The 15,768-nt window shown below is 57.6% G+C and carries 12 protein-coding genes; 9 read left to right on the plus strand and 3 right to left on the minus strand.

Translation table 11 applies throughout. The annotated features are described in order from the left end of the window. Both ACZ9W6_RS16540 and ACZ9W6_RS16545 read left to right on the plus strand, forming a co-directional pair. The coding region (locus ACZ9W6_RS16540; RefSeq protein WP_465192289.1) for an amino acid adenylation domain-containing protein at positions 1-2,249 on the plus strand (2,249 nt) is incomplete at its 5' end. Positions 2,250-2,417: 168 nt separating this feature from the next. Further along, positions 2,418-3,517 (plus strand): IS3 family transposase gene (locus ACZ9W6_RS16545; protein WP_465192291.1). Its coding sequence is split into 2 segments (ribosomal slippage): positions 2,418-2,679 and positions 2,679-3,517, totalling 1,101 coding nucleotides; the frame shifts between segments, so codons are not numbered across the junction. 146 nt (positions 3,518-3,663) lie between these two features. Here the strand turns inward: ACZ9W6_RS16545 and ACZ9W6_RS16550 are convergent. Next, positions 3,664-5,769, minus strand: a complete 2,106-nt coding sequence (locus tag ACZ9W6_RS16550; RefSeq protein WP_465192292.1) for a TonB-dependent siderophore receptor — start codon at positions 5,767-5,769, stop codon at positions 3,664-3,666. A 226-nt stretch (positions 5,770-5,995) separates the two neighbouring features. On the opposite strand from ACZ9W6_RS16550, the gene ACZ9W6_RS16555 reads away from it, so the two are divergent. From ACZ9W6_RS16555 to ACZ9W6_RS16575, 5 genes are all read left to right on the plus strand, one after another. Next, positions 5,996-6,844 (plus strand): formyltransferase family protein, encoded by an 849-nt coding sequence (locus ACZ9W6_RS16555; RefSeq protein WP_465192293.1) that lies wholly within the window; start codon positions 5,996-5,998, stop codon positions 6,842-6,844. Beyond that, on the plus strand, positions 6,841-9,150 hold the full coding sequence (locus tag ACZ9W6_RS16560) for a penicillin acylase family protein (RefSeq protein ID WP_465192294.1): 2,310 nt from the start codon (positions 6,841-6,843) through the stop codon (positions 9,148-9,150). Before ACZ9W6_RS16555 ends, ACZ9W6_RS16560 begins: the two co-directional genes overlap by 4 nt. 81 nt (positions 9,151-9,231) lie before the next feature. Then, complete coding sequence (gene fhuF / locus ACZ9W6_RS16565; RefSeq protein WP_465192295.1) at positions 9,232-9,960, plus strand: siderophore-iron reductase FhuF; 729 nt, start codon at positions 9,232-9,234, stop codon at positions 9,958-9,960. A 229-nt stretch (positions 9,961-10,189) separates the two neighbouring features. Next, a complete protein-coding gene (locus ACZ9W6_RS16570; RefSeq protein WP_465192296.1) occupies positions 10,190-11,818 on the plus strand; it encodes a cyclic peptide export ABC transporter in 1,629 nt (542 codons plus the stop codon). A gap of 99 nt (positions 11,819-11,917) precedes the next feature. After that, complete coding sequence (locus tag ACZ9W6_RS16575; RefSeq protein ID WP_465192297.1) at positions 11,918-12,433, plus strand: sigma-70 family RNA polymerase sigma factor; 516 nt, start codon at positions 11,918-11,920, stop codon at positions 12,431-12,433. 28 nt (positions 12,434-12,461) lie between these two features. Here the strand turns inward: ACZ9W6_RS16575 and ACZ9W6_RS16580 are convergent, their stop codons facing one another. Both ACZ9W6_RS16580 and ACZ9W6_RS16585 read right to left on the minus strand, forming a co-directional pair. After that, positions 12,462-13,190, minus strand: coding sequence for a 4'-phosphopantetheinyl transferase family protein (locus ACZ9W6_RS16580; RefSeq protein ID WP_465192298.1), 729 nt, complete (start codon positions 13,188-13,190; stop codon positions 12,462-12,464). A gap of 202 nt (positions 13,191-13,392) precedes the next feature. Beyond that, positions 13,393-13,578, minus strand: a complete 186-nt coding sequence (locus tag ACZ9W6_RS16585; protein ID WP_465192299.1) for a FecR/PupR family sigma factor regulator — start codon at positions 13,576-13,578, stop codon at positions 13,393-13,395. A gap of 596 nt (positions 13,579-14,174) precedes the next feature. Between ACZ9W6_RS16585 and ACZ9W6_RS16590 the strand changes: the two genes are divergently transcribed. Together ACZ9W6_RS16590 and ACZ9W6_RS16595 are read left to right on the plus strand one after the other, a co-directional pair. Continuing rightward, a complete protein-coding gene (locus ACZ9W6_RS16590) occupies positions 14,175-14,807 on the plus strand; it encodes a glutathione S-transferase family protein (RefSeq protein ID WP_465192300.1) in 633 nt (210 codons plus the stop codon). A gap of 13 nt (positions 14,808-14,820) precedes the next feature. Further along, on the plus strand, positions 14,821-15,768 hold the full coding sequence (locus ACZ9W6_RS16595; RefSeq protein ID WP_465192301.1) for a pyridoxamine 5'-phosphate oxidase family protein: 948 nt from the start codon (positions 14,821-14,823) through the stop codon (positions 15,766-15,768).

Below are 15,768 nucleotides of genomic sequence, written 5' to 3' on the forward strand. Positions count from 1 at the left end.
CTGCGGCCAACATCCCGCTGGTGCTGGTGGATGTGGTGCCGGATGCGGACTATCCGGGCAGCAAGCCGGCGGTGACGGTGCATCCGGAACAGCTGGCGTATGTGATCTACACCTCGGGTTCGACGGGCAAGCCGAAGGGTGCGCAGCTTTGCCACCGCAATGTGGCACGCCTGCTGGCGGGCACTGACCACTGGTTCCGCTTCGGTCGTGATGATGTATGGACGATGTTCCACTCCTACGCCTTCGACTTCTCCGTTTGGGAAGTGTTTGGCGCGCTGTGCACCGGCGGCAAGCTGGTGGTGGTGCCTTATCTCGTCAGCCGTTCGCCGGATGATTTTGCGGAATTGCTTTGCCGTCATGGCGTAACGGTGCTGAACCAGACGCCAACCGCCTTTGGCCAGCTGATTCCGCGCATCACGCCGGAGCTGGCTGATCAACTGGCATTGCGCTATGTGATTTTTGGCGGCGAAGCGTTGGAGCCGCTGATGCTGGCACCGTGGTTTGCGCTGATGGGCGACTGCCAGCCGCAGATGATCAATATGTACGGCATCACCGAAACCACCGTACATGTGACCTACCGCCCGATTACCCTGGCGGATCTGGGCAAATCACGCAGCCCGGTCGGCCGCGCGATTCCGGATCTGGGCATGCAGGTGCTGGATGCCGAACTCAATCCGGTACCGATCGGCGTTGCCGGTGAGCTGGTTGTCTCCGGAGCAGGCCTCGCCCGTGGCTACCTCAACCGTGCCGGTCTCTCAGCCGAACGCTTCATCGCCGACCCCTTCGACAGCAACGGCGGCCGCCTGTATCGCACCGGCGATCTAGTGCGCTGGAACAGCGAAGGCCAGCTGGAATACCTGGGCCGCATCGACCATCAGGTCAAGATTCGCGGCTTCCGTATCGAGCTGGGCGAAATCGAGGCGCAGCTGCTGGCACAGGAGGCAGTGCGTGAGGCGGTCGTCATCGCCCGTCACGATGGCGGCAATACCCGACTGGTGGCTTATGTGTCACTCAAAGCCGGTTTCGCTGTGGATGCGGCCAACCTTAAAGCCGCCATTGCGAGCGCTCTGCCCGACTACATGCTGCCCTCGGCCATCGTCATGCTGGACGCACTGCCGTTAAACCCGAACGGCAAAGTGGATCGCAAAGCCCTGCCGGCCCCGGAGTTTGCCTCAGTCGGCGAGTACGTCTCACCTGAAGGTGAAATCGAACAGAAGCTCGCCGCCATCTGGGCCGAGGTGCTGGGTGTGGCGCAAGTTGGCCGCCACGACAGCTTCTTCGAGCTGGGTGGGCATTCGCTGTTGGCGCTGACTTTGCTACAGAAAATACATCAGCAATTCGGTGAGGATTGCCTGACCTTACTGGAACTGATGCGCGAACCACAACTGCACGCAGTAGCACATCAGATCGGAAAGCGCAGCAAGTCATCACGTGTGCATGTCACGGTAAGCCATGCTGACGCTCAAGGTATTCCGCTGTTTATCCTGCCTGGCTTGATGGTAAACGGTAGCGAGTTTGCTGCCATCATTGCCTCGCAACAAGGCGTTCGGCCAATTCATTGCTTTGCCAGTCATGTACTGACACCTCAGCGCTGGGAGGGGTTGAATATTGCGCGCATCGCAGACGAGATGGCTGCATATATCCTCGGCATTGTCGGCAAAGGGCCATGCCACTTACTGGGTTGGTCGCTGGGCGGCAATCTGGCGTATGAAGTCGCCATCCGGCTCAAAGATCGATGCCAACTGGGATTGATCGGCATGGTTGATGTTTTTGACAAGAAACTGGCTACTGACGATGTAACCGGCTTGACTGACTCGGAAATCACACAAGCACAAGCCTTGCTTAATGCGTGGCTAAAATCTTCGAGCATGAAAGTACGCTGGTCACAACTCTTGCAGAGCCTGTCATACGACAGACTCCAAGAATCTTACAGGCAAATTCTGGATTGTCAGGGAGAAATGCCGACAGATGGTGATGGCATTGATGCAAAAGAGTACGAGCTATGGATGGTTACAGATTGTGAAGCCCACCTTGATGCATGGGCACCACAGCCTGTAGATATACCAGTTTACGCTTGGCTTGCCAGTGAAAGTATTGCTAACTGGAAGCTATACAACTGGTCTGGCTTGACCAGTCAACTGCAAACCATCCCCATCATGAACAGCGACCACATGAGCATCATTCACCATGATGACTTTATCGCCAGCTTACAGCAGCAATTGCTGAAGCTGGATAACACGCTGGTTTGATAAAATTGCGGCCAACCTTGCCCAAGGTTGGCCGCAATGTTTTGTCTTACTTGCCAGCCGCCAGCGCTGGCTCTGCCGCCTTGCCCTATGACCTCCCCCCGAAAAATGTTAGCGGTGGAAAGTAGAGATTTCTGGCAAATTTAACCCTATCCGGGTAGGAGATTTGTCATGAAAAAATCGAAGTTCACGGAAGAGCAGATCGCCTTCGCCTTGCGCCAAGCGGGGTCCGGTACGACTGTCGGGGAGGTCTGCCGCAAGATGGGCCTCTCCGAGGCGACTTTCTACAACTGGAAGAAGAAATACGGCGGCCTGGGCGTTAGCGAACTACGTCGTTTGAAGCAATTGGGAGAAGAAAACGCTCGGCTCAAGCGTATGGTTGCGGACCTGAGCCTAGATAAGCTGATGCTGCAGGAAGTCATCCAAAAAAAGCTGTAAAGCCGGCTAGCAAACGCGAGCTGGCCAACTTCCTGATCGACGCGTATCGCGTCAGTATACGCCGCGCCACGGCCGTTATTCAGCTGCGGCAAGCGACATACTTTTACCGACCGCACCCTCGTGACGATCGTGCCGAGCGGCAGCGCATTCGGGAAATTGCCGCCACGCGCATTCGCTGTGGTGCACGCCGCATCCATGTCCTGCTGCGACGAGAAGGCTGGCTGATCTATCACAAGAAGACCTACAGGATCTATTGCGAGGAGGGTCTGAACCTGCGACGCAAGCGTCCCAGACGGCGTGTGGCAGCGGCTCATCGACTGGCACGGCCGACCGTCTCTAGTTTGAATGCGTGCTGGAGCATGGATTTTGTGGCCGATCAGCTGTTTAATGGCCAGCGAATCCGAGCCTTAACTGTAGTGGATAATTTTAGCCGGGAAAGCTTGGCGATCACGGTGGATTTCGCCCTGAAAGCCGAGGATGTCGTCGCAACGATGCGGCATGTGCAAGCCATACGCGGGACGCCCCATCGGATTCAGGTCGACAACGGCAGTGAGTTTATTTTGCTGGCGCTGGATCAATGGGCCTATGAGCAAAGTGTGACGTTGGACTTCTCGCGTCCAGGAAAACCCACGGATAATCCCTTTATCGAGTCGTTTAATGGCAGCTTGCGGGATGAGTGCTTGAACGTACATTGGTTTCTGTCGCTGGATGACGCGCGTGACAAGATCGAGCCTTGGCGGCAGGATTACAATGAGTTTAGGCCACACAGTTCGTTGGGGGGTCGGACTCCCGGCGAGTTCCGGCTAGCCCATCTTGAAGCCCGAAACCTCTAAATAAGACCGCTCGGTTAGTCGGGAGGAGGTCAAAGGAGAACAAGATAATGGCGCATGCTGGGTGGAGTTCGGGGTAATGAGGGGCAAACAAGACAATGCGGCCAACCTTGGCAAAAGTTGGCCGCAAGCGTTACCACTGGTAGTGCTTAGAACTTGTAGCTGACATCCAGATTGACTGTTCGCCGACTACCTGGCTGATACCCCCAACCTAGATTGGATGCATATTTCTTGTCGGCCAAATTGCTGACATTCAAACGCGCGGTCCATTGCTGGTGCGAGTACCATAAGGCAGCATCTAACAAGGTATAGGCAGGATTAATAATCTTATTATTGTTTGAAGCATAGCTGTCACCGCGATAACGCGCACCTAGGCCAATTCCAAGACCTTTCAAGCTGCCTGTTTGAATGACTTGATCAATCCAGACCGATGCTTGGTGTTTAGGCGTTAATGACGGGGTTTTACCCTGATCACCATTATTGCTGCGAGTTATCTCAGCATCATTAAAGGTATAGCTACCGATGATATTTCCACCGGCCCAAACTTTGTAACGCGCCTCCAGCTCTAGGCCACGTACGCGTCGCTCACCTTCTTGAATTTGATGCCGTGGAGAGAGCGGGTCTGATGTCAGGATATTTTGTTTTAACAAGTCAAAAAGCGCAGCAGTGATTAATCCTTGCTCCGATTGATATTTTACCCCCGCTTCATACTGTCGTCCTGTGGTTGGCTTGTATGACGCCCCATAGCGATCCACGCCATTTTGCGGCAGGAACGAAGTGCCAAAATTCAAATAGGGAACTAGGCCATTGTCAAACACGTAGTTCAAACCAATTTGACCTGTAGTGCTTGAACCCCCGGTTTCTTGGGTTTTATTTGTTAGATGGTTGGCCGATTCTTGCTCAAACCAATCGTGGCGAACACTGCCACTAACTCGCCAAGCATCAATCATGGTTTGATTTTGTAGGTACAGACCAATTTGTTGGTTATCGATCTGCTGCTTGCTCATTGGCGTCTGCGGCTGAGGAATGGTTTGCCCGTATTGAGGGTTAAAGATATTGATTGCAGGCCCACTATCACCGTGTTCAGCCAGTTTAAAAGTGGATTTTTGTAAATCTACACCGGCTACGATCTGATGTTGCAAGCCACTAGTTTCGAATTTCCCATGTATCCGAGTGTCGATGGCCATATCTCGCATTTGTTCTTTGCCACGCACAGCGAAGCGTCCGATATCGCCATTAGGCTCGCTAGAAGAAGCCGAGTCTGCCCACAGATATGCGGTGTCCAGCATGGTATTGGATAGACGAGCATTTTGTTTGATTGACCAATGATTAGCCAGTTGATGGCTCAATTCATAGCCAAGCTGCCATTGCCGTTGATTGTGCTTTTCAAAAGCTGGTTCACCCAGCTTAATACCCGAGCTTGTAAGATCGGGGAGAATAAACTCGTTGTAATTCATCGGTGCTCTCAGATCTCTGAAGCTACTTAGCAAAGTCAACTCAGTCTGGTCACCTAAGGTCAATTTTACCGATGGCGCAATATATGCACGCTGAACTGCAGGCTCATCATAGTTAGGGAAGTCTTGCTGGGGTTGTTTGTGGTTAAACAAGGAAACAAATCGCCATGCATGATCACCTAGGCTGCCGCCAATATCGGCACGAGCCTCTTTTTCGGCATTATTACCAAAGCCAACTGCGACTTCATTAACGTGCGCATGATGAGGGCGTTTGCTGACCCGATTTACAATGCCGCCTACATCGGCAGCCCCGTACAAAGTAGACGCAGCGCCGCGTAAAACTTCTACACGCTCAAGCCCATAAACCTCACTTTGTGGCACCAAATTCCAGTGACCGCCCTGTTTTAAGCCATCTTGGAAGTTGAAATTGTAAAAATCGGAAAAACCGCGCATTGAGACCCATTCGGTACCGCGGTCTTCATGGGTATAAAACTGAGTTTGCACACCGCTGACATAGCGCAATACGTCGGTCACACTGCGCGCCCCGCGCGCAGTAATCTCCTCTTGCCCCACTACAGAAATAGACTGCGGCGTCTCCACAATCGGCGTATCGGTCTTGGTTGCCGTCGCGCTGCGTTTGGCGACGTAGCCTTTTACCGGGCTGGTCGCAGTTTGTTCGGTCTGAGGGGCTGTGGCGTCGACTTTGACGGTTGGCAGGCTGGCTTCATTGGCGTAGGCGCTGGTGCTCAGTGCCAGCAAGACGGCGAGGCTGGCCGGGCGCAGGGCAAAACGGGATGACATGGCTGTTCCTTGGGTGTGCTGAAAAGTGGTTTCTCATGTTTTGATGATTATCAGCTCATCATTGTCATGAAAACGCAGAAATATAAACAACAATCATTATCATTTCAATAGTTATTCATGTGTTCTTGTCGGGCAAACTCATGTTCCGCACGCCGCTATTTCTGCCCTAAACAAAACCGCTGCCAAAGCGTCCAGTCCGACATAGCGTCACCAACAAGGAATGGCCGTGAGCAAGAAAAAACTGGTTTATCTGTTCTCCCTGCGCAATGCCGCCGCCGATCTGGCGGGCCAGCAAGTGCCCTTCAAAGGCGAGCTGCGCTATATGCCCTCGCCGCTGGAGTATCTGGTCGAACAACTGAACAGCACTGATCTGGGCGACAAGTGGTCACTGGAGGCGGTGATTTATGACGACGACCCGACATCGCCACTGGATCGCAGCAAGTTGGGCGACTTCGGCTTCAAGCCGCAGGCCGGCGGCTTGTGGATCTATCCGGAAAACCTCGCAGTACAGGGCGTACCGCTGGATGGTTTGCTGGAGGCCATCCCCTCGGCCTATCGCAAGCTGCCAGCAAGCGAAACCGCCGCACGCCAACAGGGCAAGCAGCAGTTCGAACAGCGGCTGAAACAGCGGCTGGATGATATCGGGGCGGATCTGGTGCTGCTGGATGGCCTACTGGTGATTCTGGATGAGCTGGTACGACCAGGTGCGCCGTATCGCGGTCGCATCGTGAATATCCACCCCGGTATTACACGGCTGGATTCACCATACGAGCGACGCGGTGCCACCGCCACACTGGATGCCTTGTGGGGCGCACGTGGACTGAAGGTGACAGACTGGACAAGCATGCAGACCCGTCAGGTACCACCCCTGTTGAAGACCGGCGCGTCTTTCCATCTGGTAGACAACGGCATTGATTCGGGCGAGGTAATTATTGATGCCCTCAACACCGACATCCACCCGGACCATACGATTCTGGAACTGCGCTGGAATAATTTCCATCACAGCCTGTTCCCGGCCATGCGCGACGGCCTGCATCACATGCACGCGCTGCTGTGCCAGGTGGAGGGCGCATGATGAAGCAGCAACGTTGGCCGCAAGCCTTACTGCTGTCTGTCCTCGCGTTGGCAAGCAACGCACAAGCTGCCGTGGAAATCCGCCGCACCAGCGACGACATTCCGCACATCAAGGCCGATAACTGGCATGCGCTGGGCGTGGGTGTCGGCCATGTGCAGGCCGAGGCGGCACTATGCACGCTGGCCGAAGCCTTTGCCACCTATCGCGGCATGCGTTCGTGGTACTGGGGTGCCGATAACAAGCCTGCTGTCGATGCCACTTTCGGCCAGGGCAAAAACAGCGATCTGGACTTGTTCTTCCGCAGCCAAACGCCGGCCGATGTGGAAAAACGCTATCGCCAGGCGCAGCCTGCCGCCATGCACGAGCTGGTGAGCGGCTTTGTGGCCGGTTACAACCGCTATCTGAAAACGGTGAAAAAAGACCGCCATGCCTGCCACGGGCAGCCATGGCTCCAGCCTATCCAGACCATGGATGTGTACCGCCGCCTGTTTGCCAGCCAGCTGGCCGGTGGCGATACCCATTTTATCGAGGCGATGGCCAAGGCCAAACCGCTAGCAGCTGCCGACAAACAAGCCAGCCTGCCACCCGCCTGGGCTACACAAAACGTTGGCCGCCAAGCGGGGCTGGGCAGCAATATGCTGGCCTTTGGCAGTGAAGCAAATGGCGAGCAGCAAGGCGTGCTGTTCGGCAATCCGCACTGGTACTGGGGCGGGGCTGACCGTTTCTTCCAGATGCATCTGACCATTCCCGGCCAGCTGAATGTAGCCGGCGTCAGCTTTCTGGGCGTACCGGTGGTGATGATAGGCTTTAACGAGCACATCGCCTGGAGCCACACCGTATCCGAGGCGCGCCGCTTTGGCCTGTTTGATCTGACACTGGATGCGGCCAACCCTAGGCATTATCTGGTGGATGGCAAAGCCGAAGCCATGCAACAGCGCGAGATTCGCATCCCGATCCAAAAAGGCAGCAAGGCTGGCGAGCTGGTACGGGTGATTTACCAGACACGATACGGCCCGGTGGTTGACTTGTCCGAACATCATCCGGCCTTGGGCTGGAGCCAGCACAAGGCGCTGGCCGTGCGCGACATCAACCGTAACAACTTCCGCATTTACCGCAATTTCTTCCGCTGGAATCAGGCGCGCTCGCTGGACGAATTCAGCCGCATCCAGCAGGAAGAACGTGCCGTACCGTGGGTCAATACCGTGGCCATCGGCAAGAATGATGGCCGTGTCTGGTATGCCGATATCGGTGCCATGCCCAATGCGCCAGACAGCTTGCGTGAGCGTTGCCGCACAGCGGTATCTGACGCCTTTGCCCAGCTGGCTCCAACCACCCCGGTGCTGGATGGCAGCCGCAGCGAATGTAACTGGGCCAATGACCCGGCTGACGCACAAGCCGGTGCCCTGCCACTGGCGGCCATGCCCTCGCAGTGGCGGCGTGATTATGTGGCGAACATGAATGACAGCCACTGGCTCAGCAATAGCAAGGCACCACTGGAAGGCTACCCTTTGCTGCTGGGCGGCGAGCGTCGCGAACTCTCCTTGCGCAGCCGTCACGGCCACCAGATTGCACATGATGCACTCAAGCGGCAGGCTGGCTCGGCAGCCAAGGTATTAAACGGGCTGAAACAGCGCACACTGGACAGCACAGCCTGGTCTGCCGCGCTGTTCCGCGACAGCTTGTGGCAACAGGCTTGCGGCCAACAGCCCAAGACCGACATTGCACAAGCTTGCCGTGTGCTGAAAAACTGGTCGGGCAAGGCCGAAGCCGATGACCGTGGTGCCTTGCTGTGGGAAGCGTTCTGGCAGGCACTGAATGCCAAGCCGGAAAATCTGGTTTACAAGGTGCCGTTTGATGCCAGCCAGCCACTAACCACGCCACGTGATCCGCACGCGCCACAAGCCGCGAAACAGCTGGCCGAAGCCGCCGCCAGCCTGAAAAAATTGGGGCTAGCACTGGATGCATCGCTGTCAGCCTATCGCCACGTCAAGCTGGCCAAGGGCGCGCAGGGCGTATTCGGTGGTTGTCACGAGTTCGGCTACTTTGCCATCGCCTGCCAGCCAGATACGGCCACGCTGGATGGCAGCGCCGTCGCCAACAGCTACATGCAACTGGTGACGTTTAACGCACATGGCCCGCAAGCCTACACCCTGCTGGCGCATGGCCAAGCCGAAACGGCCATTCGCGGTGGCGCAGGGGCGGCGCCGGTACAACGTTATCTGCGCAAGCAATGGCTGAGTTTCCCGTTCAGCGAAGCCGAGATTGCGCGCGACCTTGCCCTGCGCATCGAGCGACTGCAACCGTAAATCTTTTCTGCCCGTCACTTGCGGCCAACCCTGGAGGTTGGCCGCAAGCCATGCCACGCTCCCCTGTCAGAAAGCTGCCCCATGCTTGATTGTCTTGCCCCCTACTTCCAGGGCGATTTGTACGACTACGGCGCGCCGGTCAAAACACAGGCGCAAGCCCCGGCTGATGCCCTGTCCTTGCGCCAGCTGCTGGCCGAACCGGCCGCGCTGCAGCGCTTGCTGGCCCGGCATGCCGCCAGCTATGGCCAGCCCGATATCGACCCGCGCGCCATTGCCTCGTCCTGGGCGGCCGGCTATCTGTGGGCCTTGCAGCCAGCCTGCCTCGTTGCCGCCTGTCTCGCCGGCCGAAAGCTACCCGTACACTCCGACGGCATCTTGCTGAGCGTGGGGGCAGATGGCCGCGTGCAGCAGATCTATCTGCCCGACGAGGGCGAGCCGTTTGGCGGCGAGTCACGCTATGCGCGTTATCAGGACTTGCTGCAACAGCATCTGGCCCCGTTGATCCAGGCGCTGCAACAGTGCAGCGGTGTCAGCCGCCGTACCGTGTGGGGAACGGTGGCACGTTACAGTGCTTACATCTTTGAGGAGTTGGCCGCCCATGATAGCCCGCAACATCCAGTGCTGGCGGACAAGGCCATGCTGCTGGACAGCCCTTACTGGCCGGATGCTGCGGCCAACCCCATGTATGCCAAAACCCGCATCGTCACCGACAGTGATGGCCAGCCACTCAGGCTGCATCGGCAATGCTGTTTGTGGCACAAGCTGCCGGGCGAGGGCTATTGTCAGGCCTGCCCCTTGAATCACGCCTGAAGACAGTATCAAGCACAGCCATCACTGCCTGTTTTTTCAGCAGGCGTATCAGACCTTGGCCCCATCTGGCGGCAAGCTGCTTGTCGACAGCCTTACCCACAACTTCTGTGGATAAACCGGCCAGCGCATGACAAATGTCGGCCGGCTGCGCCGCAACGGCAAACAGGATAAACAAAGCCGGCGCAAGAACGTCTGGATGGGTAAGTCCCTATCATCATGAGGTCGCCAGGTGTTTTCCTATCTCTTACAGAAGTCGCGCAATCTCTTCATTGCCGCCGCCTTCTTCAGCGTGCTGGCCGGTCTGGCCAATGTCTCGCTGATCGCGCAGATCAACCATGCCATCAACACTCCGTGGGGGCCGGCATTCCAGGCGCTGGCCTGGCCGTTTGCCGGCACGGCGGTGTTGATCCTGCTGTTGCAGTCGGCCAGCCACATCCTGTTTGAACGGCTGGGCCAGAATGCCGAAGCCCATCTCAAGCACTATATCTGTCGCAAGGTGATGCTGACCGACTACCGCCAGCTGGAGTCACTCGGAGGGCCGCGCATCCAGTCGGCACTGACCGAGCATTGCGAAAAGGTCAAACGTTTCTTCGTGGTGATGCCGCAGGCCATGGTGAATGCCATCACCGTGCTGGGCTGCCTGGCTTACTTGTCATGGCTGTCCTGGCAGGTGTTCCTCTTGGCCGTGCTGGTAATCGGCCTTGGGATGGTCGGTTATCATCTGGTGCATCTGCGTGCCATTCGCCATATCAACACCGCGGCCGAAGAGCAGGACCGCCTGCACGGCCTGTTCCGGGCACTGGTCGACGGGGCCAAGGAGCTGCGCTTGAACCTGGCCAAGGCTGGCCACTTCGAGGCCGGCCAGCTGCACCCCTCCATCGACGTGGTGCGGCGCGAACGCATCACCGGCATGTCGATTTTTTATCTGTCTACCTTCTGGGGCAGCTTCCTGATTTTCGGTTTTATCGGCTTGGTATTGTTTGCACTGATTGGTGACGTGCCGGAGCGCGGCAAGGTCATCACCGGCTTCGCCCTAGTCTTCGTGTACATGATGACACCGCTGGAAGCCCTGCTGCTGGTACTGCCGGAATTCAATCTGGCCAAGGTTTCCGCCCGCCATATCGACGAAATCAGTGGCGAATTGCAGGCCAGCGAGCAACAGGCCTTGCCCGCCATGTCACAAGCTTTCGGCAGCCTGCAGCTCAAACAGCTTTGCCATCGTTATTACAACGAGGCGGCCGACGAGATGTTTGCCATGGGCCCCGTCAATTTGAGCGTGCAGGCCGGCGAGCTGGTCTACCTGGTTGGCGGCAATGGCAGTGGCAAGACCACGCTAGCCAAACTGATGACCGGCCTTTATCAGGCCGAAAGCGGCCAGATCATCCTGAACGGGCAAAGCGTCAACCACGCGCAACTGGGGGCTTACCGCCAGTTGTTTGCCAGTGTGTTTTCGGATTTCCACCTGTTTGACACCCTGCTGGCCGGCGAGGATATCGACCAGCAAGGCAATGCCTTGCTGACCCGACTGCAATTGCAACACAAGGTACAAGTGAAGAATGGTGCCTTCACCACCCGTGCCTTGTCACAAGGCCAGCGCAAACGCTTGGCACTGGTCGCCGCCTATCTGGAAGACCGGCCGTTCTATGTGTTCGATGAATGGGCGGCCGATCAGGATCCGACGTTCAAGGACGTGTTCTATCGCGAACTCCTGCCCGAGCTGAAAGCCCGTGGCAAGACCGTGCTGGTCATTACGCATGATGATCGTTACTTCGATCTGGCTGATAGGGTGATCTATCTCGAACAAGGCCAGATCATTCGCGAGCAATCCCGGAAGAAGGGCGAAGTGGTTCCCGCCTGAAATGGCCACCTGCTGCGGCAAAATTATTAGAAATACAATTGAATTCACTAATGATAACCATTATCATTAGTGCCAATTGAATTTTGCCAGCACAATAAGATGTCAAACGTCATTTCATTCAGCTTGCTTGAACAGGTATTTGCCACGGAGCGCAAGAAATTGCGCTCCGTGGCTTTCAAGATCCTGGGCAGCCAAGCACAGGCCGAAGACATCCTGCAGGAAGCCTTCCTGAAACTGCTGGATGTGGCGATCGGCAAGCAGGTTGATTGTCCGCAAGCCTACTGCTGCAAAGTGGTGAGAAATCTGTCGCTGGACAATATCCGCCGCCAGCAAGTCGAGGGGCAGTATCGCGTGCATCTGGACGATGATGAGCTGCCGCAGGTGGACGGCGGAGGCAATCCGCAAAACATCCTGCAGCAACGCCTGCTGTTGCAAGCGATTGATCAGGCCATGAGTACCCTGCCCGAGCGCACCCGGCGGGCCTTCGAGCTATACCGCATCCACGAGCTGACCCAGCGCGAGATCGCCAAAGAATTGGGCTGCTCGGCCACCCTCGTCAACTTCATGCTGCGCGATGTCGGCCAAGCCCTGGCCGTTTGCCGCAGCCATTTGTAACCGCCGCAGCAAACCGTCCCCGACTACGTCACACCCCGCCGCCACCAGACCGGGGACGCACATCCAGCCAGCAATGCACCATATCGGGCAGCTGCAGATAAGAGACCGGCAAGTCGGGCAAGTCGATTGGCCAGTCATGCGGGTTGACCGGCTGAAGCCACAAACAGCTGCCGGCCGTATCATGCTCTGCCACTTCAAACTCGGTAAAATCGGCAAAGCGTCCAAGCAAGGGAAAAACCGCCTTGAACGCGGCTTCCTTGGCCGAGAACAACAAGGTGGCCCGCTCGGCAGCATCACCCGCCTGGATAAAGAGTCGATCACGCGCCGTGCAACATACAGCCAGGATAGCTTGCAATTGATCGTCACTGGCGCGCTTTTCGCTATCAACCCCCAGCCCGAAGCGCCCTGCACCGGCAACCGCCAGTGCCAGATCCTGATGATGGGTAATCGCGCCGGTCAGGCCAGCCGGCCACAGTGGCAACCCGGCTGTATTGCGGCCAACCCTGGCCGTCACGCCCGTCTGCGCGCTGGCCGCACGCTCGGCACACAGCCGCCCGGCCAGAAACGATAACTGCCGGCTACGCACCGCCCGCGCCGGCATCGCCTCGTGCAGCGCCGCCAAATCCATCCCGTCCAGACTGGCGGACAATCTCGCCATATCCACCACCGCTATAGTCGCGTGATCGAGCTGATAAGGTGGCAGCTGCCAGATGCTGGCCAGATCCGCCGCCGGCAACAAGCCGCCAAGTACAGCCATAGTCTGGCCATAAGAGACGGCTGCTTCAACGGAATGACTGGTTAGGGATACAACGCTTTGCATTTCATTACACCGAGACATGAGTCATCAGTAATGACGGCAAACGCCAGGCTTTGTTTAATCGCCAAACGTGATATACCGCTATAAGCCTGCACCCGTAAACCCAAGTCGCCTCACCGCGCAACACCTGCACGATCCCGGCTTACTTCACACCGGTAAGCTGCCATATCTGACAAGCATCATCATAAGCTTGCTGATGGCGGGCATCCGCTTGTAACCAGGCCAGCAAGGCTGGCGGGCATGGCTGTGAAAATTTTTCCTCGTGCCGCAGCATCACCCACTGCCAGGCCGTATCCCAAATCGGGTCAGCATTCTTCATTTCAGTCATTCGTCATTTCCGTCTGATGGCCTGCATTATAACGATCCCGCGACAACTGATACACAAGCCACATCAAGTTTGCTGCATTTGGAATCGTGCATGTACACCGGCATGCCAAACTTATCAGATGGGTGGATCGGCACCCCATAGTCTCCACTCCGGCTTGTGTAACCATCCGGCTATTTGCCGGAAAAACTTGGGGGGTGATCCATGGGCAGCATCGCCGTGATCCGGCTTCGCCACCGCGTGAGTAGCGAGAGCATTACCGCAGTCCCAATCTTTCTCGCCCATAAGGTGCGCCAACGCCTTCGCGTCGATGACTTGCTGACCAAGGTGACCGAGCGGGGCGGCGAGTTTGTCAATTCCGCCGCCGCTGCCTGCAGGGGTGGCCTCCTCGGCCACTTCCGCTAGCCAGACGGTTTTTTGTGGAAAGTGGCATGAAACCCGTAGTCTCTGCCTGTCTGACATGCCAGCAAACGTCCGTATCATTCCGATATTTGCAATAATCAATTGCGATAAACAGGCATTCATTTCTCCGACAGTACAAGGCACAGTGACCGCCTCTGCATCCTTATTCCGGATGCGCCACGTACCCGGAGACCGCCATGACCCGCTTGCCCGTCAAACTCTATACCTTCCCGCTGTCCGGCCATTCCCATCGCGTGCGCCTGGCGCTGTCCCTGCTGCAGGTTCCCACCGAGCTGATCGAGGTAAATCTGCGTGCCGGTGCCCACAAGCAGGCCGACTTCCTCAAGCTGAACGTATTCGGCCAGGTGCCGGTTATCGACGACAACGGCACCATCGTGGCCGACTCCAACGCCATCCTGGTGTATCTGGCGCGCCGCTATGGCAACAGCGACTGGTTACCAGACGATGCAGTGGGCGAAGCCGCCGTGCAGCGCTGGCTGTCGGTGGCCGCCGGCCCGCTGGCCTTCGGCCCTGCGGCGGCTCGGCTGATCACGGTATTTGGTGCCGGCCTTCACGCCGAGGAAGTCACCCTGCGTGCCCATAAATTGTTCGCGGTGATGGATAGCGAGCTGGCAAAACGCCCTTTCCTCATTGGCGACCACCCCACCATTGCCGACATCGCCAACTACACCTATACCGCGCATGCGCCAGAGGGCCATGTCTCGCTGGCAGACTATCCGCATGTACGGGCCTGGCTGGCACGCATCGAGGCCTTGCCCGGTTTTGTCGCCATGCAGGCCAGTGCTGTCGCCCCGGCGGGCGATGCCTGACAGGGGGCGTATCATGTCCAACCCCTCTCCCTGGCACCGTGGCGAACAGTTGCTGCAGGAAAAGCTTGGTGTCGCCGAGCAGATGCAGGCCATCGGCCAGCGTGTGATCCGTGACTACATGCCGGAACAGCACCGGACGTTCTACCAGCAACTGCCCTTTCTGCTGCTGGGTGCCGTCGATGCCGCAGGCTGGCCTTGGGCCGGCATCCTCGAAGGCCCGCCCTGCTTCGTGCACGCTCCCGATGAACGACTGCTGACCATTGCCGCCCGACCGCAGCCGGATGACCCGCTACACGCCTGCCTGCATCCGGGCGCGCCGCTTGGCTTGCTGGGCATCGAGCTGCCGACCCGCCGCCGCAACCGCATGAATGGCGAACTGCAAACCATATCGGATGCAGGCCTCACAGTGGCGGTGACGCAATCATTCGGCAATTGCCCCAAGTACATCCAGCAGCGCGCCATCCACACGGTACAACCCGCCGCCAGCCAGACCACACCCGCCGAACACTTGTCGGGCCTGGATAGCGCCGCACGCCAGCTGATTACCGCTGCCGACACGCTGTTTGTGGCCAGCTGCTTTCCCGGTGATGCCAGCCAGCAGGCGGCATCGGTTGATGTATCGCATCGCGGCGGCAAGCCGGGCTTTGTCAGGGTGGCGGGCAACCGGCTGACCATTCCGGATTTTTCCGGCAACCGTTTTTTCAACACGCTGGGCAACTTGCTGCTCAACCCCAGGGCCGGACTGTTATTCCTCGACTTTGCCAATGGCGACGTGCTGCAACTGAGCGGGCGCACGGAAATTCTCTGGCAGGACGACACCTTGGCCGCCTTCGCCGGTTGTGAGCGCGCCTGGCACTTCACCGTCGAGCAAATGTGGCGGCGGCGGGGAGTATTGTCCTTGCGTGGCGAGGCGGCCCACCTGTCACCCTACCTGCTGCAGTCTGGCGACTGGCCCGACTGA

This window comes from Vogesella lacus (assembly GCF_979366295.1).

Coding starts and splice junctions, on each gene's coding strand:
- ACZ9W6_RS16550 (WP_465192292.1), bottom strand. CDS start 5,769: ATGTCATCCCGTTTTGCCCTGCGCCCGGCCAGCCTCGCCGTCTTGCTG.
- ACZ9W6_RS16560 (WP_465192294.1), top strand. CDS start 6,841: ATGATGAAGCAGCAACGTTGGCCGCAAGCCTTACTGCTGTCTGTCCTC.
- fhuF (WP_465192295.1), top strand. CDS start 9,232: ATGCTTGATTGTCTTGCCCCCTACTTCCAGGGCGATTTGTACGACTAC.
- ACZ9W6_RS16575 (WP_465192297.1), top strand. CDS start 11,918: ATGTCAAACGTCATTTCATTCAGCTTGCTTGAACAGGTATTTGCCACG.
- ACZ9W6_RS16580 (WP_465192298.1), bottom strand. CDS start 13,190: ATGGCTGTACTTGGCGGCTTGTTGCCGGCGGCGGATCTGGCCAGCATC.
- ACZ9W6_RS16585 (WP_465192299.1), bottom strand. CDS start 13,578: ATGACTGAAATGAAGAATGCTGACCCGATTTGGGATACGGCCTGGCAG.
- ACZ9W6_RS16590 (WP_465192300.1), top strand. CDS start 14,175: ATGACCCGCTTGCCCGTCAAACTCTATACCTTCCCGCTGTCCGGCCAT.
- ACZ9W6_RS16595 (WP_465192301.1), top strand. CDS start 14,821: ATGTCCAACCCCTCTCCCTGGCACCGTGGCGAACAGTTGCTGCAGGAA.